Origin of the sequence: Thetidibacter halocola, from assembly GCF_018224955.1 — a bacterium.
GTDB lineage: Bacteria > Pseudomonadota > Alphaproteobacteria > Rhodobacterales > Rhodobacteraceae > Thetidibacter > Thetidibacter halocola.
This window is the reverse complement of record NZ_JAGTUU010000010.1, coordinates 163,739-189,570: the sequence shown is the minus strand read 5'-3', so window position 1 is coordinate 189,570 and position 25,832 is coordinate 163,739. Positions and strand designations below refer to the sequence as shown.

Below are 25,832 nucleotides of genomic sequence, written 5' to 3'. Positions count from 1 at the left end.
CCAGAATCGTTGACAGGTCGACCTGTTTGGCCCGATCGTCTGGGCTTTGCTGACAAGTCTATCGTGCAAGTGCTTTCAGGTTCGCGCCTCCTGCCATGAAGGAGAGGTTGCCATGATTGAAAGACGCGGTGAAGCGGTTTCATCAGGGGCTGAAGACGCCTCTCAGGTATCCTATGCCATCCTCGACCAATCGCTGTGGGTCCGCTTCCAGCAGGCGGAAACGATTACCGCCTTTCTGGACTCCTGGCTGGGCCTGGTCGCGCGGCAGGTCGACGGCATGGCCACCGCCCTTCTGGTGACCGGAGAGACGCCCGATGCCGGGCCTTTCGCCGCCGCTGCGCGCTGGCCCGCAGGGACCGAGGCCGCCCCCGACCTGGCCGAGGCCGCGGCGCAGGCGGTGTCCGACCGCCAGAGCGTCGTCTTCGGCGAGGGCACCGAGCGGCGGGTGCTGGCCTTTCCGCTGATCGTCTTCGGCGGGCTGTTCGGCGCGGTCGCGGTCAGTGCGCCGGCCTCGGCCCCGCCCACGCCGGCGCTGTTCCGGCGCCTGCACTGGGGTGCGGCCTGGATCGAGTTGCTGCTGCGCCGCGAGCAGGAGGAAAAGGACGGCGAACTGCGCGAACGCGTGACCGTATCCTTCGACATGCTGGCCTGCCTGCTGGAACACGACCGGCTGCGTGACGCGGCGAACGCGCTGGTCACCGAACTGGCCCGGCGGATGGATTGCGAGACGGTCAGCCTCGGGCTGCGGCGTGGCGGTCGGGTGCGGGTGCAGGCGGTGTCCTCGGCCGCCAGCTTTGGCCGCCGCGCCAGCCTGATCCGCGAGGTGGGCCTGGCCATGGACGAGGCGGTGGACCAGGAGGCGGTGATCCTGTGGCCCGCGCCCGAGAACTGGGATTTCCGCGTCAGCCGCGCGGCGGCGGACCTTGCCGCCTCGCACGGGGTGGGATCGGTGCTCAGCATCCCGCTGATGGCGGGTGACGAGATCATCGGCGCGCTGACGGCCGAGCGCCGGGCCGACCGTCCCTTTACCCCGCTCGATGTCGAGGTGCTGGACGCCGTCGCCGCCATCGCCGGGCCGATTGTCGAGGACCGGCGCAAGGACAGCCGATGGCTTCCGGTCAAGATCGGCGTCAGCCTGCGCCGTGGGCTGGCGGCGCTGGTCGGGCCGCGGCATTTCGCGGCCAAGCTGGCGACGCTGGCCGTCGCCGCGTTGGCCGCCTGGCTGTGGTATACGCCCGCGCAATACGCCGTCTCGGCCCCGGCCCGGCTGGAGGGCGAGGTGCAGCGCAGCGTGATCGCGCCCTTCAACGGCTATCTCGCCTCGCAAAGCGCCCGCGCGGGCGATCTGGTCACGGAGGGCGACATCCTTGCCGTCCTCGATGAAAAGGACCTCACGCTGGAACAGTTGCGGCTGGCGACCGCGCGGCAGCAACGCACGCGCGAACTGGACCGCGCCATCGCCCAGCGCGAGGTGGCTGAGGCCAGCATCATCCGCGCCCAGCTGGAACAGACCGACGCGCAACTGCGCCTCGTCGAGGAACAGCTGGCCCGCACACGCATCCGCGCGCCTTTCTCCGGCTACGTGGTCGAGGGCGATCTCAGCCAGCAGGTCGGCGGCGCGCTGGAGCGCGGGCAGACCCTGTTCCGCATCGCGCCGCTTGACGGCTTCCGCGTCATGCTCGAGATCGACGAACGCGACATCGCCGAGATCACCCCCGGACAGGAGGGGTCGCTGCGCCTGTCGGCCTTTCCCGAGACGCCCTATACCTACCGCGTGACCCGGATCACGCCGCTGGCACGGCAGGCCGAGGGGCGCAACTTCTTCCTGGTCGAGGCCGCGCTGACAGGCAAGACCGGCCGCGCCCGGCCCGGCATGGAGGGCGTCTCGCGTACCGAGATCGGCGAACGGCGGATGGCCTGGGTCGTGTTCCACGACATGGTCGACTGGCTGCGCCTGACCGCTTGGCGATGGCAGCCATGAAGACCCGCAGCTGGAGCAGCGCGTCCTGGTATCGCGTCTCGGAAATGCGGCCGCGCCTGCGCGCCCATGTGCGAATCCACCGCCATCTTTACCGTGGCAAGGTCTGGTTCGTGCTCCAGGACCGCGCCTCCGGGCGGTTCCACCGCTTCACGCCGGAAACCTACCGGCTGATCGCGATGATGGACGGCCACCGCACGATGGAACAGATCTGGACCGAGGCCGTCGCCTCGATGGAGATCGACGCCGTCACGCAGGACGAACTCGTGCGCCTCGTGGGGCAGCTCTATTCCGCCGACGTGCTGGCCGGCGACGTGCCGTCAGACATCGTGGAAATCTCGGACCGTGGCCGCCAGCGGGCGCGCCAGACCCTGGTCCGCAGCGTGCTGAATCCGCTGGCGCTGCGCCTGCCACTGTTCGACCCGGACGATTTCCTGGCGGCGACGATGCCGCTGGTGCGGCCCTTGCTGTCGTGGTTCGGCGTTCTGATGTTCGTCCTGGTCGTGGCCTATGGCGGATTTCTTGCCGTGTCGCACTGGGGCCCGCTGACGGAAAACTTGCTGGACCGGACGCTGACGCGGGACAACCTGATGCTGCTGCTGGTCGCCTATCCGGTCATCAAGGCGTTTCACGAACTGGGCCACGCCTATTTCATCAAGCGTTGGGGCGGCGCGGTGCACGAGATCGGCGTCATGTTCCTGGTCTTCATGCCCGTTCCTTATGTCGACGCCTCCGACAGCATCGCCTTTCCGGACAAGTGGCGGCGGGCGCTGGTCGGTGCGGCCGGCATCCTGACCGAGGTCTTTCTCGCCGCCATCGCGATGATCGTCTGGGTCGGCGCCGAAGAAGGGATCGTCCGCGCCTTCGCCTTCAACGTCATGCTGATCGGCGGCGTCTCGACGCTGCTGTTCAACGGCAACCCGCTGTTGCGTTTCGATGGCTATTACGTGCTGTGCGACCTGCTGGAAATCCCGAACCTGGGCCAGCGGGCCAACCGCTATCTTGGCTACCTGGTGCAGCGCCGCGCCTTTGGCATGGACTGGGTCGAGAATCCCGTGACCGCCCCGCACGAACCCTTCTGGTTCGTGACATACGCAGTCGCGGCCTATGTCTACCGGCTGTTCATCATGCTGGCGATCCTGGGGTTGGTGGCGACGCGGTTCTTCGTGATCGGCGTGGTGCTGGCGGTCTGGGCGCTGTTCCTGATGCTGATCCTGCCGCTGCTCAAGGGCGTCTGGTGGCTGTTCACCGCGCCGGTGCTGCGTCGTCACCGGGGCCGCGCCTTTGCGGTGACGGGCGGGTTGGTCGCGGCGGTCCTGGCCGTGCTGCTGTTCGTGCCGGTGCCGCACAACACCATGGCCGAGGGCATCGTCATCCCGCGCCCCGAGGCCTTTGCCAACGCCACCTGGGAAGGCAAGGTCAGCGAGGTCTTCGTCGAGACCGGGTCAGAGGTTCAGGCTGGCGCGGCCCTGCTGCGGATCGAGGATCCGCTGACCGAGGCGCGGCGCGTGGTGCTGGCTGCCCGCATCGCCGAGATCCAGCGGCGCATGGCCGCCGAGACGCCCTTCGACCAGATCGCCCTGCGCATCCTCGAAGAGGAACTGGCCGCGGCGAAGGGCGACCTCGCCCTGACCGAAGACCGCATCGCCGGGCAGACCCTGCTGGCGGCGACCTCGGGCCGGGTGATCCTGCCCAAGGGCCAGGACCTGCGCGACAGCTTTGCCCGGCGTGGCGACATGCTGGCCGTGGTCGAGGATTTCTCCGATCCCACGATCCGCGTCGTCGTCTCCGAGGATCAGTCGAGCCTTGTCCGCAACGAGACCCGCACGACCGAAATCCGTTTTGCCTATGATGCGGACACGGTGCATCCCGCGCAACTGGTCCGGGCGGCGCCGGGACTCAGCCGGACGCTGCCCTCGCTGGCGCTGGCCACGCAGGGCGGTGGCGAGCAGGTGCTGGACCCGTCGCAACCGATGGAGCGGCTGCAAAGCTTCGACCCGGTCTATCAGCTTGACCTGAGGTTGCAGGACGGTGTCGCGGTTCCGGTCTATGGCGCGCGGGTGCATGTGCGCTTTGCCCACGACCCCGCTCCGCTGGCCGGACGTATCTGGCGAGCGGGCACCCGCGTGTTCCTCAAGTACTTCGTATCCAAGGATAATTCTGCCTGACCGGAAACCGGAAATGGCAACCACAAAGGGAAGGAAGACCACGATGGCGACGCAACTGCTGATCTACGAGAACGCCCAGCCGGTGACGGCCAAGGCGCATGGCACCCTCTCGGTTCGGGGCGACGGCACCTTCGGTTTTGCCCGCAAGGTCAACTCGGTGCCACTGACCGCGATCGAGTTCGCCGCCGCCGCCGGTCATTACCCGATCGTCTTTGCCGGGACAAAGGACCGGGTCATGCCCGCCGTGATCCTGGGCGTCACCGAGAACCAGAACCTGTTCGTGGCCGAGGACGGCAAGTGGCGCGCGGGTGCCTATGTGCCGGCCTTCGTGCGGCGCTATCCCTTCGTCTTTTCGACCGACCGGGAGGGCAAGAACTTCATCCTGAACATCGACGAAAGCTATGCCGGCTGCAACCGCGACGGACGCGGCGAGCGGCTGTTCGACGCCGACGGCAACCGCACCGTCTACCTGCAGAACATCCTGCGCTTCCTGCAGGAATACCAGGGCCAGTTCCGCCGCACCGAGGCCTATTGCGACCGGCTGAAGAAGCTCGACCTGCTCAAGCCGATGCAGGCGCAGTTCAGCCTGCCGGGCGGCGCACAGCGGTCGCTATCGGGCTTCATGGCGGTGGACCGGGACGCGCTCAAGGCGATCCCTGACGCAGAGCTGCGGCAGATGTTCGACACGGATGAGCTGGAATGCACCTTCCTGCATCTCTTCTCGATGCGGCATTTCCAGACCATGCTGAACACCTTCGGCGGCGACCTGGACGGCGGCACCGCGCCCGAATCGCCGCCGCAACCCGCCACTGAAGACGCCTGAGGGGCGGGCGCGTGACCGCGGCCCCCGACTTTCCGGCCCCGTCCGTCCGCTTCTATCCCGAGCGGGCGGACCACGACCCGGGCTGGCTGGACGAAACCGGGGCCGCCGTGCTTGGCGCGCTGGCCAACGGCGCGGCGCGTCTGGCCGGGCCACTGGGGGACCGCGCGTTGCTGTGGCGGATCGAACGGGCGTCGCGCCGGCTGGCCTTGCTGGATGACGCCGCCTTCGACGCCGAGGCGTTGCGGCTGCGCCAGCAGGTGCGCCGCGCGGGGCTTTGCCGCCGCAGCTTTGTTCCCGGCGTGGCGCTGGCCCGCGAGGCCAGCTTTCGCGAGTTGGGAATGCGGCAGTATCGGGTGCAGGTGCGCGGCGCGCTGGCCATGCTGCGCGGCCGCCTGATCGAGATGGACACCGGCGAGGGCAAGACGATCACCGCGGGCCTTGCCGCCGCGACTGCCGCGATGGCCGGGGTGCCGGTGCATGTGATCACCGTCAACACCTACCTGGCCGAGCGCGACGCGGCCACGCTGGAACCGGTCTATCGCCGGCTTGGCCTGCGCACGGGCGTGATCCTGCCCGACATGAAGCCGGACGACCGGCGCGAGGCCTATCGCGCCGACATCGTCTATGGCTCGAATTCCGAGATGGCCTTCGACTACCTGCGCGACCGGATCGGCTTTGGCGGCGAGGGCCCGCGCGGCGTGCGTCAGCGCCTGCGCCGTATTGCCAGCGATCCTGGCGCCACGTCGGAACCGGTGATGCGGGGGCTGCATTTCGCCATCGTCGACGAGGCCGACAGCGTTCTGGTGGACGAGGCGCGCACCCCGCTCATCATCTCGCGCATGACCGACCCCGAGGAAGAGGCCGCATGGGCCGGTCGCGCGCTCGACTTGGCGGGGCGGTTGGAAAAGGGGCGCGATTACAAGGTCATCAGCGACGAGCGGCGCGTCACCCTGACCGAGGCGGGGCGCAGGCGCATCGGCACCCTGGTCGTCGGCGACGACGGCATCTGGCAAAGCGCCATCCGCCGCGAAGAGGTGGTGACTCAGGCGCTGAGCGTGCTGCACATCTTCCGCAGGGGCGACCAATACCTGGTGCGCGAGGGCAAGGTTCAGATCGTCGACGAGTACACCGGCCACCTGCAACCGGACCGGTCCTGGTCGGACGGTCTGCACCAGCTGGTCGAGGCGCGCGAGGGCGTCGCCGTCACCGGCCAGAACCTCGCCGTGGCGCGGATGACCTACCAGCGGCTCTATCGCCGTTACGTGCACCTGTCCGGAATGACGGGCACGGCACGCGAAGTGGCGGGCGAATTGCGGGCCGTCTATTGCCTCGTGACCGAACGCATCCCGCCGCGCAAACGCTCGCGCCTGCGGTTCCGGCGCCCGCGTGTCTTTGTGCGGGCCGATGCCCGCTGGCAGGCGGTGGCCGATACCGCCGCGGCCGAGATCGCCCGCGGTCGCGCCGTGCTGATCGGCACGCGCTCGGTCGCCGCCTCGCTGACCGTGTCCGAGGCGCTGACGCGGGCCGGGCTGGAGCATCGGGTGCTGAACGCCGAGAACGATTTCGAGGCCGCCGAGGTCATCGCCGAGGCCGGCCAGCCCCGCCGCATCACGGTGGCGACGAACATGGCGGGGCGTGGCGTCGACATCGCCCTTGCCCCCGAGGTCGTGGCGGCGGGCGGCCTGCATGTCATCCTGACCGAACGGCACGACGCCGGCCGGATCGACCGCCAGCTGGCGGGCCGCGCCGGGCGGCGGGGCGAGCCGGGCAGCGTCTCGGTGCTGCTGTCGCTGGACGATCACCTGCTCAAGGTGCTGGATGCGCCCGTGCTCAAGGCGCTTGCGCGGCTTCCCCTGCTGGGGCTCGGGCCGCGCTTGCGGCTGTTCGATCGTGCCCAGCGCCGGGCCGAGCGCAGCCATGCCCGCGCCCGCCGCGACCTGGTCCGCCAGGACCGCCGCCTGAACAAGCTTTTGTCCTTTACCGGAGGTGTCGAATGATGCGCCCCGCCCTTGTCCTTTCCCTACTGCTGGCCGCCCCGCCTGTCTTTGCGCAGGGCTATGATTGCCTCATGGACCCGTTCGAGACGGTCGAACTGGCCAGCCCCGTGGCCGGTCTTCTGGACGAGGTGCTGGTCGAACGCGGCGATGTCGTGACGGAGGGTCAGCTGATCGCGCGGCTGTCCTCCGAGATCGAGGAAAGCACCGTCGACCTGCTGGCCATCCGGGCGAACTCGACTGCGGTGATCGACGCGCAGGCCCAGCAGGTCGAGATGATCCGCAAGCGGCACGACCGCATCGTGCAGTTGCAGGATCGCGGCATCGCCACGCAGGAAACGCTCGACCAGGTGGAAACCGAACTGATCGCGGCGCAGAGCCTGCTGCTTCAGGCCGAACTGAACCGCGACCTGGCGCTCAAGGAACTGGCCCGCGCCAAGATCGCGCTGGGCCAGCGGACGATCCTCAGCCCGGTGGACGGGATCGTCCGCGCCCGCGTCATGGGCGCTGGCGAATACGTCGATGCCGACGATCACATCGTGGAAATCGTCCAGCTCGATCCTCTGCGGGTCGAGGCCTTCGTGCCCGTTTCCCTGTTCGGAAAGCTGAATGTCGGCCAGAGCGGCACGGTCCGCCCGGCAGAGCCCATCGCAGGCGCCTACGAGGCGCGGATCGTTGCGATCGACCCGGTCTTCGACGCGGCCAGCGCGACTTTCGTCGTTGTGCTGGAACTGCCCAACCCCGAACGCAGCCTGCCCGCGGGCCATCGCTGCACGCTGGACATTGGCGGCAGCTGACGGGCTGGCCTCGGATTTTCTTGAGTCCAAGAATCAAGTTTACGCAGGGTAAACAATTCTCACGAAAAGGCGAGGAGAGTGCTACACTGTGTCTTGTAGGGTTCGTTCCTGTGCCCGCTCATCTGCCTTTGCAATTTGCTGCCCATTCTTGCCAGTTTTTCGGTCACAGGGCTGGATTCATGCTCAAATTTTGAACCATGGGGGGGTGAGATGGCTTTTCCATTCTCTCCGAAGGCGTTTCGAATCGGTGCTCGCAAGGTGGAGGGCGCGCCGCCCCGCCTGCAGGACAACCCCAGGCAATGGTTCGCCGGCGAGACCCGGCACCGCTTTCTCGAACGCTTCCGTGCCATGCAGGGCGGGCGGCTTCCGGTCAGCGTTTCGGCGATCAGGGTCGAGGCGCTCGAACCGCGCTACCTTCTGTCCGCCGACCTCATCCCGATGGCCGACCTGCACGGTGACGGGGCGAGCTATACGCTGGAATTCGACAGCGTGGCGCAGGCCTTCAAGGTGTTCGACGACGAGACGGGCGAACTGGTCGACCAGAAGGCGCTGGCCGACACGACCGAACTGACGATCCAGGGCACCGGGCAGGGCGACCGGCTGACGCTGAACGTGACGGGCGCGTTCCCGGCGGGCGTGTCGATCCTGTTCGATGGCGGCGCGGGCGACGACACCATTCAGGGCCCGGCCGAGGATACCGACTGGCGCATCGACGGGCAGGACGCGGGTTCGGTCAAGGGGCTGCGTTTTGTCTCGGTCGAGACGCTGCAAGGGGCGGCGGACAACCAGGACGCGTTTACCGTCACGGCGACCGGGGGGCTGGGCGGCGGCGTCCAGGGCGGCGCGGGCGGCTACGATTCCCTGCATTTCGACGGCGGCAGCTTTGACGCGGTGACATTTGCCGCGGCGGATGCGCATTCCGGCGCCGTCACGCGCGACGGCCAGACCATCGCCTATGCCGGGCTGGAGCCCGTGACCAGCAACATGGCCGTGGCCGACCTGACCATCGACCTGGCGGTGCCGGGCCTTGGCGACGAGGTCGACGACCGCGCGACGCTGTCGGCCGGCGGCAACGGCCTGCGACTGACCAGCGACATCCTGATCCCCACATTCGAAGAGCACGATGTCGCCCTTCCGACGAACAGCCTGACGATCAACCTTCAGGGCGATCTGGGCATTCCGATTCTGTCGAAGGACGTGTTGACGATCCAGACCATCAACCTGGGCGGCGCGAACCTGATCGTCGATGGCGGCGACGGCAAGGACGAGGTGCTGATCACCGGCACGCTGACCGCGGGCAACGTGACCATCACCGCCGAGAAGATCGACATCACCGGCGGTATCGACGCCAATGCCGATGGTGATTCCACGGGCACCGTGACGCTGACGGCAGCGGATTCCGACGATGGCCAGATCCTTGATCCCGGCACGCTGGGCGGCACCTTCGACGGGCTGTTCGTGGCGGTTCCCGAGGCCACGATCGACGTGACCGGCAGCATCGACGCCGAGGGCGACCTGTCGATGACGGCGACGGCCACGGTGAACAATACCGCAATCACCCGGTCCGAGTTCGGCGGCGTCATCGCCGCGAACCTCGTGGGCGTCATGCCGACCGCGCGCATCGGCCTGGACGGCGCGTCGATCACCGCGGCCAGCATCACCGGCACCAGCACGATCGACGTGGACGTGGCCTTTGTCGACGCGGCGACGGGTGGCGAGGATTCCACCACCGACGCGGCGATTTCCGCCGTGATCGTGGGCGATCTCTTTGGCGCGGGCCTGGGCCAGGGGGCGAGTGCGACCATGTCGGGCGGCTCGATCACCACCGCCGGCACGGTCACGCTGAGTGCTGCGACCGACCTGAGCGTGACCGCCAGTGCCGACGGTTCTGGCGGCGATGCGGGCGCCTCGCTGGCCGTGACCGAGGTCAACAGCGAGACCCGCGCCGAGGTGGACGGCAATGCCACCATCAACGCCACCGGCGCAGTGACGCTTCAGGCCACGCTGACCTCGGCGATCACCACGCAATCCACCTCGACCGCGGGCGGCGCCGAGGACAGCGGCGGCGGCACCGGCCGCGAATCCGAGGAGGAACTGGCCGAGAACGACGCAAGCACCGCCGAGGGCGCGGTGTCCTTCGCGGCAGCCATCGTCGTGTCCGACTACCGGCCGCAGACCTCGGCCGCGCTGAACGGCGGGTCGGTCACGTCAGGCGCGGCCTTCCTCATCAGCGCGTCGTCGACGGATTCCGTGACCGCCAATGCCGACGGCACCAATACCGGCGGCGGCAGCACCGGGGTCGGCGTCGCCGTGTCGATCGGCATCGTCAATGCCTCGACCAACGCTGCCATCGGTGGCACCTCGGTCATCGCGGCGGGTGGCGGGACGAGTCTGTCCGCCAACATGGACGCGGATTCGACCTTTGCCATCACCGCGACCTCGGGGGTGGGCGATTCCACCAAGACGGCCATTGCCGGATCGCTTGCGATCCACGTGGTCGAAACCAGCGTCACCGCGGGGGTTTCCTCGGGCGCGGTGCTGGACCTGTCGGGCGGCAGCCTGACCATCACCGCCACCTCGGCGACGAAATCGACCACCACGGCGCAGCCGCTGGAGGATGGCGTCACCGCCGAGAGCCTCGGCATCGGGGCCTCCGTGGCCTTCGCGCTGGTCGATCACCAGACCGTGGCCGAGATCGGCGACGCGGCGTCGGTCAGCAATGGCGACGACCTGACCCTGACCGCAACGGCGACCGCCGCGAACGAGACGAAGGCCGTGGGCGGCGCGAAGGCCGCCGAGGGCTCTGAATCGGCCACGGTCATCACGCCGGTCGTGGCGATCACGCTGCTGTTCTCCGACACCAGCGCTGCCATCGGCACGGGTTCCATCCTGACGCTGTCGGGCGATCTGTCGATGACTTCGGCGCATGACTCCTCGTCCGACACCGCGGCCGAGGGCGATGCCGAGGGCGGCTCGACCGCCGTGGGCGCGTCCTTTGCGCTGGCCATCGACGAGCAGGGCTCGACCGTGCGCCTGTTGCGCGACGTGGCGGCCTCGGGCGGCGCGGTCGCGATGCTGGCCACGGGGGCGATGCGCAGCAAGTCCTCCGCGACGGCGGCCGCCTCGGGCGCCGAGGAAGACGACAGCGGTTCGACCGCCGACGATGACGCGGTCAACCAGCAGGCGCAGGACCAGACCGGTTTCGCCAACGACCAGGCGACCGAACGCACCGGGTCTGGCTCCGGCACACCTGCCGCGCCTGACGCCTCGACCAGCGACGGGTCGATGTCGGTCGCGGCGGCGATCAGCATCAATGTGCAGACCGCGACGGTCGAGACCGACCTTGGGTCCGCGATCACGGTGACGGCGGACGGCCCGGCCAGCTTCCGCGCGCTTTCGAACGTGGATTCGCAGGCCGTGGCGGACGGGTCCGCCAGCAAGGGCCAGAGCGCGACCATCGGCGCGGCGGCGGCGATCAACGTCTCTGACGTCACGACGCGCGCGTTGACGAACGGGGCCGACATCACCGCCGACGGGATCACCGTCGAGGCCGGGATGCTGGAGAAGACGCTGAACCTGTCGGTCGAGACCAACGGCATCGTCGACCTGGACGATAACACGATCTTCCTGGGCGAGGACGCGGCGAAATTCTCGACCGGCGACGAGGTGACCTATTCCGCCGCGGGCGGCACCGCCATCGGCGCCGTCACCGAAGGGTCGGTCTGGGTCATCAGGAAGGACGATGGCAAGATCCAGCTGGCCGCCTCCGAGGTCGACGCGAACGCGGGCACCGCCATCGACTTCACCACGGCACCGGCGGGCAATGCCCACACGCTGACGAAAACCGGCGAGGATGCCGTCACCTTCGATTCCGAGGGCTCGCATTTCACGCTGGCCTCGACCGACAAGGACCGCCTGCGCACGGGTGATGCGCTGCGCTACAGCGATGGCGGCGGGACCGCGATTCCGGGTCTGACCGACGACACCACCTATTTCGCGATCCTCGAGGAGGATGGCGATTTCCGCCTTGCGGCCAGCTACGACGATGCGCGCGACGGCAAGGCAGTCACCGTTACCGGCACCGGTGACGGGTCGCTGATCGACGCGGTCGGACGGTCGGCCGCGGATGCGACCTCGGGCGCCTCGGATGGCGATATCGGAGTCGCAGGCGCACTGGCGATCAACGCGCATACCGCCGACACCGATGCCGGGGTCACCACCGGCTCCGTGCTGGGCGTGGTCGAGGGTTCGGACGGCGACAGCGACAAGGGCGCGGTCACGGTTCGCGCCGAGACGGCCACCTTTGCCGCCGCAGACGCGGGCGCGCAGCAGGCCGGGGCCGGGAATGTCGGCGTCGGGGCCAGCTTTGTGCTCAACCTCGCCAATCACGATACGGCGGCGACGCTGGACGCGGGCGCAAGCCTGTCCACCGTGGCAGGAGAGGAACTCGACGACCTGACGCTTGAGGCGGAGTCCGAGTATGGCCTGCACAGCAAGGCCGAAGGCGGCGCCGAGGGCGGCACGGCGGTCGCGCCGGTGGTTGCGATCTCGGTCGCCAACAACGACACCAATGCGCGGGTCGACGGGCCGGCGGCATCGGGGCTGGATATCGGCGGCGATCTGAAGATCCACGCCCGTCACGTCGCCGACACCGTCACGGTGGCCAAGGGCGACGCCGAGGGCAGCGATGCAGCTGTCGGAATCGGCATCGGCTTTACCTGGGCGGATGACGATGTCAGTGCGACGCTGACCCGCGACGTGACCTCGGGCGGCGGTGTGACCGTCCTTGCCGAGGGCGCCGCCGCCAGCACGACCAAGGCCGCCGCCTCGGCTGCCGGGTCCGAAGAGGCGGATGGCGGCGGCAACGCCGCCTCCGGCGAAAGCGTGGACGAACAGGCCGACCGCCAGGCCGAACACGCCAATTCCGAGGCCGCCAGCCGCACCGGCGAAGGCACCGGAGCGGACGAGGCACCGGATGATGCGGCCAGTTCCGACGGCTCGGTGACGGTCGCGGCGGCACTGGCCATCAATGCCGGTTTCCTTGACGTCTCGGCCACCATCGACGGGGATGCGACACTCGACGCACAGGGCGCGGTCGCCGTCTCGGCGCTGGGCAACATGGACGCGCTGGGCGAGGCGGATGGTTCTGCCTCCAAGGGCGAAAGCGCCACGGTCGGCGCGGCGGTCGTGCTGAATTTTGCCACCGGCTCCATCGTTTCGTCCATCGGTGATGCTGACGTGACGGGCGACGGCATCGCCGTCACCGCCGGCATGTTCGACAATGACGGCGACAAGACCCACAAGATCGAGTCGAAGGCCAAGTCGGGCGCCTCGGGCGGTAGCGTCTCCATCGCGGGCAGCTTTGTCCTGAGCCTGCCGCGGATCGAGACCCATGCCTTCCTGTCCGACAACGCCGTGCTGACCGCGCGTGACGGCAGCGATGGCGGCACCGATATCGGCGCGGTCGAGGTGATCGCGCTGTCCGATATCCAGAGCAAGGTTTCCGCCATCGCCGACCAGGAAGAGGGCGAAGCGGCCGCGGCCGAGGAAGGTGAGGAGGGCGGCAACGACGACAGCGACACCGTGGGCGTCGGCGCCTCCATCGCGGTCCATTATGCCGACATGGACACCATCGCCGAGATCCTCGGCGGCGCGACGATCGGCTCGACCGGCGTTCCCGGCGCGGGAGATGTCACGGTCAAGGCCGACAGCAAGCACAGGATGGACACAAAGGTCACGGGCGGCACCGAGGGCGGCACCGCCGTCGCGCCGATCGTGGCCGTCGTCGTGGCCGAAAACGACGTGCACGCCCGGATTCCGTTCGGGGTCAACGCGCTGGAAATCGCGGGCGACCTTTCGGTCGAGGCGAAACTCGACGCCTCCACCGTCACGCTGACCAAGGGCGCGGCCAAGGGCACGAACATCGGTGTCGGCGCGGCCATCGGCGTGACCGTCGCCTTTGACACCGTCCGTGCCGACATCGCGCGCGACCTCGTGACGGGCGGGGCCGTGTCCGCACTGGCCACGGGTCTCGTGCTGGCGCGCACCGATGCGCGCGCCTCGTCGGCGGGCGCCAAGAAAGAGGGCGATTCCGGCACCGGCGAGGGCGAGGACGAGAACGCCCAGACCCAGGTTGACAGCCGCGTGGGCGAGGCCAACGACCGATCCGGCCGCACCGGCACCGGTGACGAGGCCGAAAGCCCCGATGCGGCGACCTCGGACGACAGTTCCGGCAATGTCTCGGTCGCGGCGGCCATCGCGGTGAACATTTCGATCACCGATATTGCCGCCACGCTTTTGGCGTCTGGCGTCAATCCCAACCTGGCCATCGAGGCGGGCGAAGGCGTGTCGGTTGCCACAAAGGCCAATGACGACGCAAACGCCTTTGCCGACGGCTCTGCCGTGACCTTCGACGACGGCACTGCCGTGGGAGCGGCTCTGGCGATCAACGTCTCGACGCTGGACAATCTCGCCACGCTGGACCGCGCGCAAGTCACCGCCGATGGCGTCAAGGTCGAGGCGGGCCGGGCCGAGCGCAAGACCGGCCTTGAAGTCACCGAGCTCAAGACCGTCGACAAGGAAGCCAACACGATCTTCACCGGCGCGCCCGAGGATGCCTTCGAGGACGGCGAGGAGATCACCTATTCCAATGGCGGCGGCACCGATATCGAAGGGCTGACCAACGGCGATACCTACAAGGTCGTCCTGAAGGACAATGGCCTGATCCAGCTGAAGAACGGCTCGGACGAGATCGTCGATTTCGGCGACGACCAGGACCTGTCGACCATCGGCGGCGCGCATGTGCTGCAGCGCACCGGCAAGGAGAACGTGACCTTCGATCCGAACCTCTCGCGCTTCGAGGTGGCGTTCGAGGAAAGCGGCAGCCTGCTGACCGGCATGGCGGTCCAGTATTCCAAGGGCGACGCGGGCAACACCGCCATCGGCGGGCTGACCGATGGCGAGACCTATTTCGTCGTGGTCGATGGCGACGGCAAGCTGGCGCTGGCCGAGACCCGTGAAAAGGCGCTGAAGGGCGAGACCATCACGCTGACCTCCAAGGGCACGGGCGACGAGCACAAGTTGCTCGACACCACGCATGGCGCAGGGGCCGTGGCGCGCTCGGGCGCGGGTGGCGGCGACGTGGGCGTGGCCGGGTCGGTCGCGCTGAACTTCGCCTTCGAGGATACGTTTGCCACGGTTGGCTCCGACGTCGACATTACTGTGCCCGGCACCGGGGCCTCCGCCGTGACCGCCGACAGCGGCAGCTATGCGCTGGCCCGCGCGATCCCCAATGCCGACACCAGCGGCAAGAGCACGGGCGTGGGCCTGTCGGTCGCGCTGAACGTGGTCGACCGCGACGCCTTTGCGACCTTCTCGGGCGAAGCGGGCCTGACCGGGGCCGAGGACCTTGCGATCACCGCCAACGGCGATCACGCGACCGCCACGCTGGCCAAGGCCGGTGTCACCGGCAGCGGCACCAACGTGGGCGGCGTCGTGGCGCTGGCCGTCACGCTGAACGAGACAAGGGCCGAGGCCGGCGCGGGAGGTGCGGGCGCGCTGGACGTGGCGGGCGACCTGACGGTGACGGCAAGCTCGGTGCAGGACGCGATCACGCTGGGCGACGCCGACACCAAGGGCGGCGAGACCGGCGTGGGCATCGCCGTGGCGATGGGCTGGTACTATGACGACGCCGACGCGCTGCTGGGGCGTGACGTCTCGACCGGTGCCGCGACGGCGGGTGGCGTGACCGTCTCTGCCGACCTGGGCGTGACGGCGAAAACCGTGGCCTCGGCCTCGGCCACCGGCGCCAAGCAGGAAGACGAGGGCGGCAACACCGCCGACGGGGAAAGCCAGAACCAGACCGATTTCGCTTCGTCGCAATCGGGCCAGTCACTGGAAACGCCGCAACCCGGCAGCGCCGTGGGTGGCGCCAACGACACCGCCGCCGACCAGACGTCCAATCCCGGCGAGCAGGGTGGCTCGGGCCAGGCGGCGTCGCAGGAAACCAGCAGCGCCACGGTGCGCGTGGCCGCGTCCATCGGTGCCACGATCAATGTCAGCGACGTCTCGGCCACCATCGCCGATGGCGTCACGGTTGACGCTTCGGGCGATGTCGCGGTCGAGGCGACCTCGGCGGCCACGGTCGACACGCAGGCCATCGGGCTTGCCCTGACCGAGGCCGGCAGCGAGGGCGACAGCGGCAAAGGCTCGACCAATGTGGGCGCGGCCGTGGCGGTCAACGTTGCGGTAATGGATGCCGACGCGCGGATCGGTGCGGGGGCGGATGTCACCGGCGGGTCGGTGCGCGTGGCGGCGGGCACCGGCGCAAGTGACGCCGAGTCCAGCTTCCGGGCCACCGCGCTTGCGGGCGCGGGGTCGACCCAGACGGGCAGCGGCGACACGACCTCGGTCGCGGGCGCGGCGGCGGTCAACGTGATCCTGTCGGATGCCAGCGCCGAGATCGGCGACGATGCCACCGCAGAGGCGCTGTCGGGCGACGTCACCGTCGAGGCGCGCCATGTCTTCGGCGTGCAGACGCTGGCCGGCGGGGCCGCGGCCTCGATCACCTCGGGTTCCGGCTCCAAGAGCGTCGGTGCGGCGGTGGGCGTGAACGTCACCGAGACCTCGGCGCTGGCGCGGATCGGCGACGATGTGACCGTTACCGCCTCGGACGACGTCACGGTGATGGCGGAAAGCGAACTCAAGACGCTGGAAATCATCCTGCCCGAGCTGAATTCCAACATCGACAGCGAAACCGGGCTGAAGGCCACGGCACTGGTGATCGGCGCGGGCATCTCGTCGGGCGGCGATGGCGGCGCCGGGTCGGGCGTGGTCAACGTCATGCTCTCCGACACGGTGGCCGAGGTGGGCCGCGGCGCGGCCGTGACCGCGACCTTGGGCGACGTGGCGATCCTTGCGCAAGACGACACGGCGATCCGCACCTATGCTGGCGCGCTGGGCCTGTCGCTGGACGGCAAGGGCATCGGCGTCGGTCTGGACGTGACGGTGCTGATCAAGAACACCGAGGCGCGGGTGCTGGCCTCGGACGATGCGCTGAACCCGACGACGATCGTCTCGGGGGGATCGACGCGGGTCGAAGCCTCGTCGGTAGAGGATCTGGGGACGCTGGTCGTCAATATCGGCGCGGGCGATTCCACCGCCGTTGCGGGCGGCCTGGCCGTTACCGTGCTGATCACCGACACGTTGGCCTATGTCGGCGAGGATGCCGATCTGCTGGGTGACGGCGAGACCCCGGCCGCGGGCACCGCGACGGTGGATGCGGGCGGCAGCCTGCTGGTCTCCGCCGACAGCGTCACGCGGATGGACGCGCGGTCCGGTTCCGGCGCGCTGTCGCTGAACGAGGAAAGCATCGGTGCGTCGGTCGTCGTGGTGGTCGATATCGACAACACGCTGGCCTTCCTGGGCGAGGACGTGACGGCAACCGCCGATGCAGCGGGCGCTGCACTGGACGTGAATGACGGCGTCTATGTCGAGAATGCGGGCAAGCTGGAACAGGGCACGGAGGCGCGTCGCGGCGTGCTGCTGTCGGCGACCTCGCTGGCCGAGCATTTCCACCTCGCCATCGGCGCCTCGGCCTCGCTGGGGACCGTCAGCGTGGCGCTGTCGGCGGCGGTCGGCGTGCACAAGGGCAAGACGCGCGCCTACCTGGACAGCGGCGTGGACGTGAACCCGCTGAACGGCGGCGCGAATGCCGGTCAGGACCTGCTGCTGCGGGCGGTCGACCGGACCGAGGTCGAGAACATCGTCGGCGGAGTCGCGGTGAACGCAGGCGATGGCACGGCCATCGGCGGCGCCGTCTCGGTCGAGGTGGTCGACCGTGTGGTCCATGCCGAGGGTGAGGGTGGCCATGTCATCAACATCGCCGACGACATCCAGCTTGACGCACGCGCGGCCAGCAATGTCGACACCGTGACCATCGGCGTCGCTGTCGGCGTCTCGACCGGAACGGGCGAGGGTGGCAGCGACGAACAGGACGCAGGTGGCGGTATCGGCGGCAGTGGCGGCGGTGGCGGCGTGCCCGGCGGCGCACTGGATTACGGCGGCATCCTTTCGCAAGAAAGCGCGACGGAGAGCGCTGGCGGCGTCGATCAGCCTTCGGCTGGCGGTGGTGCGCGTGGCGCGTCGGGCGGCACGTCCTCGGTTTCGGGTGAATCCGACAGTTCGTCCTCCTCGGCTCTGTCCGGCGCAGGTTCGGGCATCGGCAACACGATCAAGACCAACGTTCGCGCGGTGCTGACCGACGCGGTCACGACGGCGGGCGGCGACGTGTCGCTTGCGGCCCGCGACGACAGCCACATCGAGGCGGATTCCGGCGGCGTTGCCATCGCCATCGCGGCGGGTGACGACAGCGACGCCATCGCCATCGGCGTCTCGGTGGCCGTGACGGTGATCGAGAACTCGGTTGTCGCGGGCATCCACGGGGGAAGTCTGTCCGGCGACAGCCTGACGGTGACAGCCAACAATGCCGCCGAAAGCGATGCGCTGGCCTTTGCCGGGGCGGTCGGGTTCTCGACCGACGGATACGCCCTGTCGGGCGCAGGTGCGGTGACGGTCAACCTCGTCACGTCCGAGGCGCGGGCGACGGCAGAGGACGCGACGCTGACCATCGGCGGCGCGACCAGCTTCGACGCGCGCGACAGTTCGCGCATCAACGCCGATGCCGGCGGCGTCGCGATCGCCATCTCACTGGACAGCGGCGCGGGCGCGATGGGCGCGGCGGTCGCGGTGAACGAGATCGGCTCGACCACCACGGCGGGCGTGATCGGCGGATCGCTGACGATGACCGCGCCGGGCAACCTGGATGTATTCGCAGGCTCCAGCACCGACATCGACGCGCTGACCGTGGGCCTTGCCGGCGCCGTGTCGGCCGGATCGGGCAGCAACCTGGCCGTGGGGGTAGCGGGCAGCTTCTCGTTCAACGAGATCGAGAACACGACGCTGGCGACCTTGCAGGACACCACCGTCGACGCAACGGGCGACATTTCGGTCGTGGCCGAGGACGGCGCGCATATCAGCGCGCTGTCGGGTGCGGTGGCCCTGTCGATCTCTGCCGGCGGCACGTCCGGTCTGGGCCTCGGCCTTGGCCTGTCGCTGACGCGCAACGACGTGCAGAACGTCACCCAGGCGCTGATCCAGGACAGCACCGTCGACGGAACCGGCGGCCTTCTTCTCGAGGCGACGGCGCTGCCGCAGGCGGGCCAATACGCGCTGACCGACAAGCTGGTGGTCGACCAGGTCGAGGATCGGATCTATGTCGGCACGCCCGAGACGCCGTTCCGTGACGGTGACCAGGTGATCTACGACAATGGCGGCGGCACCAGCATCGGCGGGCTGACCCAGGGCGCGATCTACACAGTCGCACAGGGCCCGACCGGCTCGATCCAACTGAAGGACGACTTGGGCGACATCATCGACTTCGCCGACGCGCAGGACCTGTCGACCCTCGGCAATGCTCACCAGTTGAAGCGCGCGCCGGTCAACCAGGCGGCCAACACGATCTTCGTCGGCAACAAGGTCGCCGATCTCGTCGCGGGCGAGGAGGTCGTCTACAACAATGGCGGCGGCACCAGCATCGCCGGCCTGGTGGATGGCGAGACCTATACCATCGCCAACATCAACCTGGCCGCCGGCACCTTCCAGCTGAACAAGGGCGGCATCGTCGATATCGGCAATGGCCAGGATCTGAGCGCGGTTGGCGCCAACCACCAGTTCAAGCGCGAGGAAGACGGCGGCATCAACTTCAACCCGACCGCGACCAATTATGCCTTCGACCCGGACGGCGCCCCGGAAAGCTCCGACGCCGCCGCCATCGAGGCGGTGACCTTCGCGGTCAGCGTGGCCTTCTCGCAGGGTTCGGGCCTGAACGGCGCGGTGGGCGTCGCGGGTGCAATCGCGCTCAACAACATCGACAACACGGTCGAGGCGGTGGTGCGCGACACCGACGCGAATGACAGCGTTGCGACCACGGTCGACGTGGCCGACACGGTCGACATCGTCGCCGTCAGCGACACCGACATCTCGGCCATCGGCGTGGCGGGCGCGGTCTCGGTGGGCATTTCCAGCGGTGGCAGCTCCATTTCCGCCTCGATCGGCGCGACGATCGCGCTGAACCGGATCGGCACGGATGACGGCGACACGCGCGACGCCAACACGGTCCTTGCCGGGATCGAGGGCGGGTCTGTCCTGACCGACGGCCACCTGAACATCACGGCGGATTCGAATTCCGCAATCGACGCGATCATCGTCACGGTCAGTGCCAGCGTCTCTGTCAGCAGCGGACTGGGCGGCGCCATCGGCGTCGGCGTGAGCTATGCGCAGAACGAGATCGCCACGGATGTCTCCAGCATCATCACCGGCTCGGCCCTGACCGAGGCCGACGACCTGACCATGACCGCGACCGACGACAGCAGCATCGACGCGGTGACGCTTGCCGTCTCGGTGGGCGTCTCGGCCGGTGGCACGGTCAACGTCGCGATGTCCATCGCCGCCGCGATCAACACGAACACGATCCGCAACCACACCGAGGCGGTGATCGAGGACTCGACCGTCATCCTCGACGGCGACCTCGTCCAGAGCGCCACGTCCAATTCCGCGATCTTCGCGCTGGGCATCGCTTTCTCTGCCTCGGTCTCGGCAGGCAGCGGTTTCAGCGTCAGCGGCGCCGGGGCGGGCGCGGATGTCGACAACATCATCGACAACCGCATCACGGCCGGCATCGTCGATGGGTCCGACGTGACCACCGGCGGCGCCACCAGCATCACCGCGCTGGACAATGCCGGGATCACCGCCATCGTTATCGCGGCCTCGGTGGGCATCGCGGTCGGCTCGACCGGCAGCTTTGCCGCGTCGATCGCCGTCTCGCTTGTCGACAACACGATCCTGACGCAGACTGCGGCGCTGATCGACGCTTCCGAACTCGACTCGGGCGGCGCGATCACGATGGACGCCCAATCCACCGCCGACATCCTCGCCGTTGGTATCGCCGCGGCGGTTTCCGTGGCTGCGGGCGGCACGCTGGCCATCTCGGCCAGCGGCGCGGGCGCGGATGCGAAGAACACCGTCGGCGGCTCGGTCGAGGCGGTGATCCGCGATGTCGACAGTGTCGGCTCGGGCGCCGCCGTGCGCGCGGGTGGTCCGGTCACGATTTCCGCCGAGCAGTCGGGCGAGATCACCGCCGTCGCGGTTGCCGCTGCGATCTCGGTCAGCGCGGGTTCGCTTGCGGGCGCGATCTCGGTCGCGGCCTCGTTGATCGACAACGACGTGTCGACCGCAGTGACCGCGGGCGTCAGCGCATCCGACATCCTGTTCGACCCGCTCGGCGCGGGCGGCATCGACATCGACGCCAAGGCCAGCGCAGACGTCCTTGCCGTCTCGGTCGCCGTGGCGATCTCGGTCGCGGCCGGTTCACTGGCCGTCGCCGTGTCGGGCGCGGGCGCCGAGGCAGAGAACAGCATCAGCGGCGTCACCACCGCGCAGCTGGACGGCGCCACGATCCGCAACGCGGACGGCACGGACATGAGCGGCGCGATCACCGTCGATGCCCAGTCGGACATGGAGATCCAGGCTGTCGTGGTCGCGGCCTCGCTGGCCATCGCCGCCGGATCGCTGGGCGCGAGCCTCGCCTTCTCGGTTACCCTGGCAGAGAACGAAATGTCCGGCGCGACGCTGGCTTCGATCGACGGCTCTGACATCGATGCAACAGGACAGGTGCGCGTCAAGGCGCTTGCGACCAACGAAATCGACTCCGTTTCCGTCGCCTTCGCAGGGGCGGTAGGCGTCGGGGCCGCGGGTCTTTCGTTGTCCTTCTCGCTGTCGAGCACGGACAACGTGCTGACCAACGCGGTCACCGCGCAGATCGTGGACTCGACCGTCGATGCGGGCGGGCCAGTGAACGTACTGGCAGAGGACAAATCCAGCATCGATTCCATAGCGGTCGCCGCCGCGGTGTCTGTCGCAGTCGGGACATTCGGTTTGTCCATCAGCGGGGCCGCTGCGCTGAGCGACAACCAGTTCGCCACCGCTGTCAGCGCGCTGGTGACGGACTCCGATGTAACGGCCGCCATCGGTGACGTGACCGTGCAGGCCCTGTCGGATGCCGAGGTGTCCTCGCTGTCCATCGGCGCAGCCATCGCCGTCTCTGGCGGTGTGGTCGCGGTCTTCGTCTCCGGGGCAGGCGCCGATGCCCTGACCACGCATGCAACCTCGGCTTCGGCCGTCGTCACGGGATCCTCTCTGACCGCCGAGAATGGCGCGGTGACGGTGCGCGCCGCCGAAGAGACAACAGTCGATACCAACGTGGTTGCCGTGTCGCTGGCCGCCGGGGGCGGGGCCGTGAGCATCGGCCTGACCATTTCCGTGGCACTGGCCGAAAACACCGTCAACGCGGCGACGCTGGCGCAGGTCGACAGTTCCAAGATCGACGCCGACACCACCGCGTCGGTTATTGCGGAGTCGCTCAACACCGGCCTTACGCCGTCGCGCGTCACCGCGTCCGGAACGGGCGTTGCGATCAAGGGTGGCGGCGGGGCCGTCGATATCGGCGGTGCCGGCGCTGGCGCCACGGCCAAGAACGTCGTCAACAGTTCGGTTCAGGCGTTTGTCACCGACTCTCCCAACAACGACACGCCCGCGCCTTCGAGCCCCGATCTGGGGATCGATGCCGCGTCGATCACCGTCCGGGCGACTGACGCCATGAAGGCCGAGGCCAAGACCACGGCGGCGGCTGTCTCGGCGGGCGGCGGAGTGGTTTCTTTCAACGCCGCGGCCGCGGTCGCACTGGCGGAAAACCAGTACAACGCCACCACGCGGGCCGGAGTGTCCAACGCCACGCTTGATGCGTCGGCGGGCAATATCCTGATCGAGGCCACATCCGCTGCGATCAGCGAAGTGAATCCCGAGGCCTTCGCCCTGGCGGTCTCCGCTGGTGTCATTTCGATGGCCGTGGCGGGCGCGGGCGGCTTCGGCGACAATACCATGAACACGACGACCGAGGCCTATGTCCGGACGGGCAGCGTCCTCGACGCATCGGGCGCGATCAGCGTCAAGGCGCTGGACATCTCCGACGCCGTGACCGAGGTCCTGGCGCTGGCCTTCGCCGGTGGCGTGTCGGGCGCGGCCTTCTCGGGTAGTGTCGCCGACAGCGTTGTGACCAACACCACGACGGCCTCGATCGAGAATTCGAGCGCAACCACCGGGTCGGGCCAGATCCGCATCGACGCGGACGGCACGCAGGATGTGCAGGCCTCGGCGACCTCGGTCTCGTCGACTGCCGGGCTGATCAGCGTCGCCGGGGCCGGGGCCTCGGGCAGTTCCGACATCGAGGCAACGGTCCAGGCCTTTGCCCGCAATGCGACTCTGCAAGCGGGCAGCGGCGTGTTCGTCGATGCCGACAGCGACCACACGGCACGCGGCGTCGCCCGCGCCGCGGCCCTGGGGACCATCGCCGTCGCCTTCTCGCTGGCCAAGGCCGAGATCGGCGGCGCGACCCGCGCCTTTGTCGATGGCACATCGACCGTGCGGGGCGGTGACTTCGACGTGACGGCGGACAGCAAGGCGCTTGCGACGCAGGTTCCCGAAGGCGGCGTGGTGGTTCCGACCATCGCCATCGGTTTCGCCGGCGGCGCGGGGTCCGAATACAAGACCCTCGTCGACCGCACGACCGAGGCCTATATCGGCGCGCGCACCGGCACGGCACCCGCGGCCAGCACCGTGGATTTCCACGCCATCGGCAACCCGGCCGCCAAGGGCGACATACTGGTCAAGGCCTTCTCCGACTTCGACGCTGTCAGCACCCCGGTCAGCATCGGCATCGGGGCTGTCGGCATCGCCGTCGCCCTGGCCAATGCCCGCGTCACCGGCCAGACACTCGCCTATGTCGGCGAGAACACGACGCTGACCGCGCGCAACCTGACCATCGACGCCTCGGCCAACGAGCGCGCGACCGCCTTCATGGCGGCGACGGGCGTCGGGGCGGGGGCCGGTGTGGCAGCCGCCGACGGCACCGCCCGGATCACCAGCTCGGTCGAGGCCTTTGTCGGCGCGCGCTACAACGACACCGGCACGGCGACGCCGACGACGATCACCCTCACCGGCGGTGGTGTCCTCGACATCGACGCGACCTCCGACCGGATCGCCAGCGCCGAGGCCGGCGGGCTAAGCGCCTCGTTCGGGCTGGCCATCACCGTGCTGCTGCCCAAGGCCGACAATTTCGGCTCGACCCGCGCCTATGTGGGATCGGGCGTCACGATGACCGGCGCCGACCTCGACATCCTCGCCGACGCGATCCAGCACAAGGCCCTGGCCTCGGCGCTGGGCGGCGGGTTCAGCTTTGCCGCCAGTGCGCAGGTGCTGACCGCAGAGGCGGATGCCGGCGGCACCGTCGAGGCCTTCATCGGCATCGGGTCGGATCATGCGCAGATCCTGCCGGCGCCCTCGATCAATGTCGGCGGTGCGGCCGTCACCGTCGAGGCCGACGCCCTGGTCGAGGCCGAGGCGGATATCAATGCGGTCGGCGCGTCGGCGGGTCTCGATCTGTCGGCCATGCTGCCCTCGGCCCGGGTCACCGCGGAAACGCGGGCCTTCGTGCGCGACGGCGTCTCGCTGGATGCGGGGGGGCTGCAGGTCAAGGCAGGCGAAAGCGACGCCGACCGCGTGGTCTACAAGGCCACGGCCGAGACCTTCTTCCTGGGCTTCGGCGGCATCGCCTCGATGGGCGTGCTCAAGGCCGATTCCGAGGTTCAGGGCGTTGTCGAGGCCTTTGTGGGCGCTCCGGTCGGGATCGCCGCGATTTCCGCCGGGCCGGTGGGCAACCGCAACGACATCAACGTGGGCGGCGGCGTGGTCGACGTGCAGGCGCTGTCCGACATGGAGGCGCAGGCGCATCTGCTGCGCGGCGCGGGCGGCGGCGTCCTGGCCGCGACCGGCATGTTCACCGATGCCGAAGTGTCGGGCACGACCCGGGCCCATGTCGGGCAGGGCGGCCGGATCACGGCGGGCAGCCTCGATGTGGATGCGGACGGCGATTACGAGGTCGCGGTTTCCAACGAGTCGATCAACATCTCGACCCTCGCGGCGATCTCGCTGATCAAGGCCAATACCGAGATTTCCGGCGTGGTCGACGCGCATCTCGGCTCTGGCGTCAAGGATGACGGCAGTTTCGAAAGCCCCGACGCCGACCGCGCCGTGGTGAACGTGGGCGGCGGGGCCGTGACCATCGACGCCACCGCACGCATGGCCTCGACCCCCGAGATCACCAGTGTCGAGGTCTCGGCGGGCCTGTCGCTGGGCCTTTCCGAGGTCATCAACACCCTGTCGGGCGCCGTGCGCGCCTATGTGGGCGAGGCAGCGGTAGTGAATGCCGGCTCGCTGGACATCAAGGCGTCGACTCCCGAAGGCCTCAGCGCCGTGACCACCGGTGTGGGCGTCTCGGTCGGTGCGATCTCCGTCTCCGGGGTCCAGTCGACGGCCATCGTCAGCGCGACGGTCGAGTCCTTCATCGGCGCGCAGGCCGCGGCGGGGGCCACTGGCCTTGCGTCGCGCTCGGCCGACGTGGCGGTGACCGGGGCCACCAACGTGACCATCGACACCACGATGACGGCCACGGCCGAAATCAACTCGCTGTCGGTGGGTCTTGGCACCGTCCAGATCCTGCTGCCCACGGCCGAGGTGACCGGCACCGCCCGCGCCTATGTGCGCGACGGGGTCGATCTGTCGTCGAACACGCTGACCGTGGCGGCCGGAACCGATGCCAAGCCGGTGCGGATCTCGGCCAACGCGATCAGCGCCTCTGGCAGCTTCTCGGCCTTTGGCGGATCGGGTCTGGTCTCGACCGCCAATGCCAACGGCACGGTCGAGTCCTTCATCGGCGCGCCGGTGGGCGTGGCGGGTGTCGCCGCCAACGGGCGCATAGTGGACATCGCCGGTGCGGTCGACCTTGACGCGGTGGGCGATTTCACCGCCGATGCCTCGCTGCTCAGCGCCGGGCTCAACCTGATCTCGATCGAGTTCTCCAAGCCGACCGCAACGGTGGGCGGAACCGTGCGCGCCTTTGTC

Annotated in this window: 6 protein-coding genes (1 of these 6 cut by a window edge); all 6 read left to right on the top strand. The window is 68.8% G+C overall.

What is annotated here, in order from left to right; genetic code table 11:
- Positions 1–112 precede the first annotated feature (112 nt).
- On the top strand, positions 113–1,981 hold the full coding sequence (locus KB874_RS21380; RefSeq protein ID WP_212538595.1) for a GAF domain-containing protein: 1,869 nt from the start codon (positions 113–115) through the stop codon (positions 1,979–1,981).
- Positions 1,978–4,146 (top strand): peptidase M50, encoded by a 2,169-nt coding sequence (locus KB874_RS21375; RefSeq protein ID WP_249200715.1) that lies wholly within the window; start codon positions 1,978–1,980, stop codon positions 4,144–4,146. The genes KB874_RS21380 and KB874_RS21375 overlap by 4 nt, the downstream gene beginning before the upstream one ends.
- A gap of 43 nt (positions 4,147–4,189) precedes the next feature.
- Positions 4,190–4,969, top strand: a complete 780-nt coding sequence (locus KB874_RS21370) for a SapC family protein (protein ID WP_212538593.1) — start codon at positions 4,190–4,192, stop codon at positions 4,967–4,969.
- 11 nt (positions 4,970–4,980) lie between these two features.
- The gene (locus KB874_RS21365; protein ID WP_212538592.1) at positions 4,981–6,966 is read left to right on the top strand and encodes a preprotein translocase subunit SecA; all 1,986 of its coding nucleotides are present in this window, start codon (positions 4,981–4,983) and stop codon (positions 6,964–6,966) included.
- Positions 6,963–7,760, top strand: coding sequence for an efflux RND transporter periplasmic adaptor subunit (locus KB874_RS21360; protein WP_212538591.1), 798 nt, complete (start codon positions 6,963–6,965; stop codon positions 7,758–7,760). Before KB874_RS21365 ends, KB874_RS21360 begins: the two co-directional genes overlap by 4 nt.
- 210 nt (positions 7,761–7,970) lie before the next feature.
- Positions 7,971–25,832 carry the beginning of an LEPR-XLL domain-containing protein gene (locus tag KB874_RS21355; RefSeq protein WP_212538590.1) on the top strand. 20,751 nt of this gene lie beyond the right edge of the window, so only the first 17,862 of its 38,613 coding nucleotides appear in the window; the start codon lies at positions 7,971–7,973; its stop codon lies off the right edge, out of view.

Coding starts and splice junctions, on each gene's coding strand:
- KB874_RS21380 (WP_212538595.1), top strand. CDS start 113: ATGATTGAAAGACGCGGTGAAGCGGTTTCATCAGGGGCTGAAGACGCC.
- KB874_RS21375 (WP_249200715.1), top strand. CDS start 1,978: ATGAAGACCCGCAGCTGGAGCAGCGCGTCCTGGTATCGCGTCTCGGAA.
- KB874_RS21370 (WP_212538593.1), top strand. CDS start 4,190: ATGGCGACGCAACTGCTGATCTACGAGAACGCCCAGCCGGTGACGGCC.
- KB874_RS21360 (WP_212538591.1), top strand. CDS start 6,963: ATGATGCGCCCCGCCCTTGTCCTTTCCCTACTGCTGGCCGCCCCGCCT.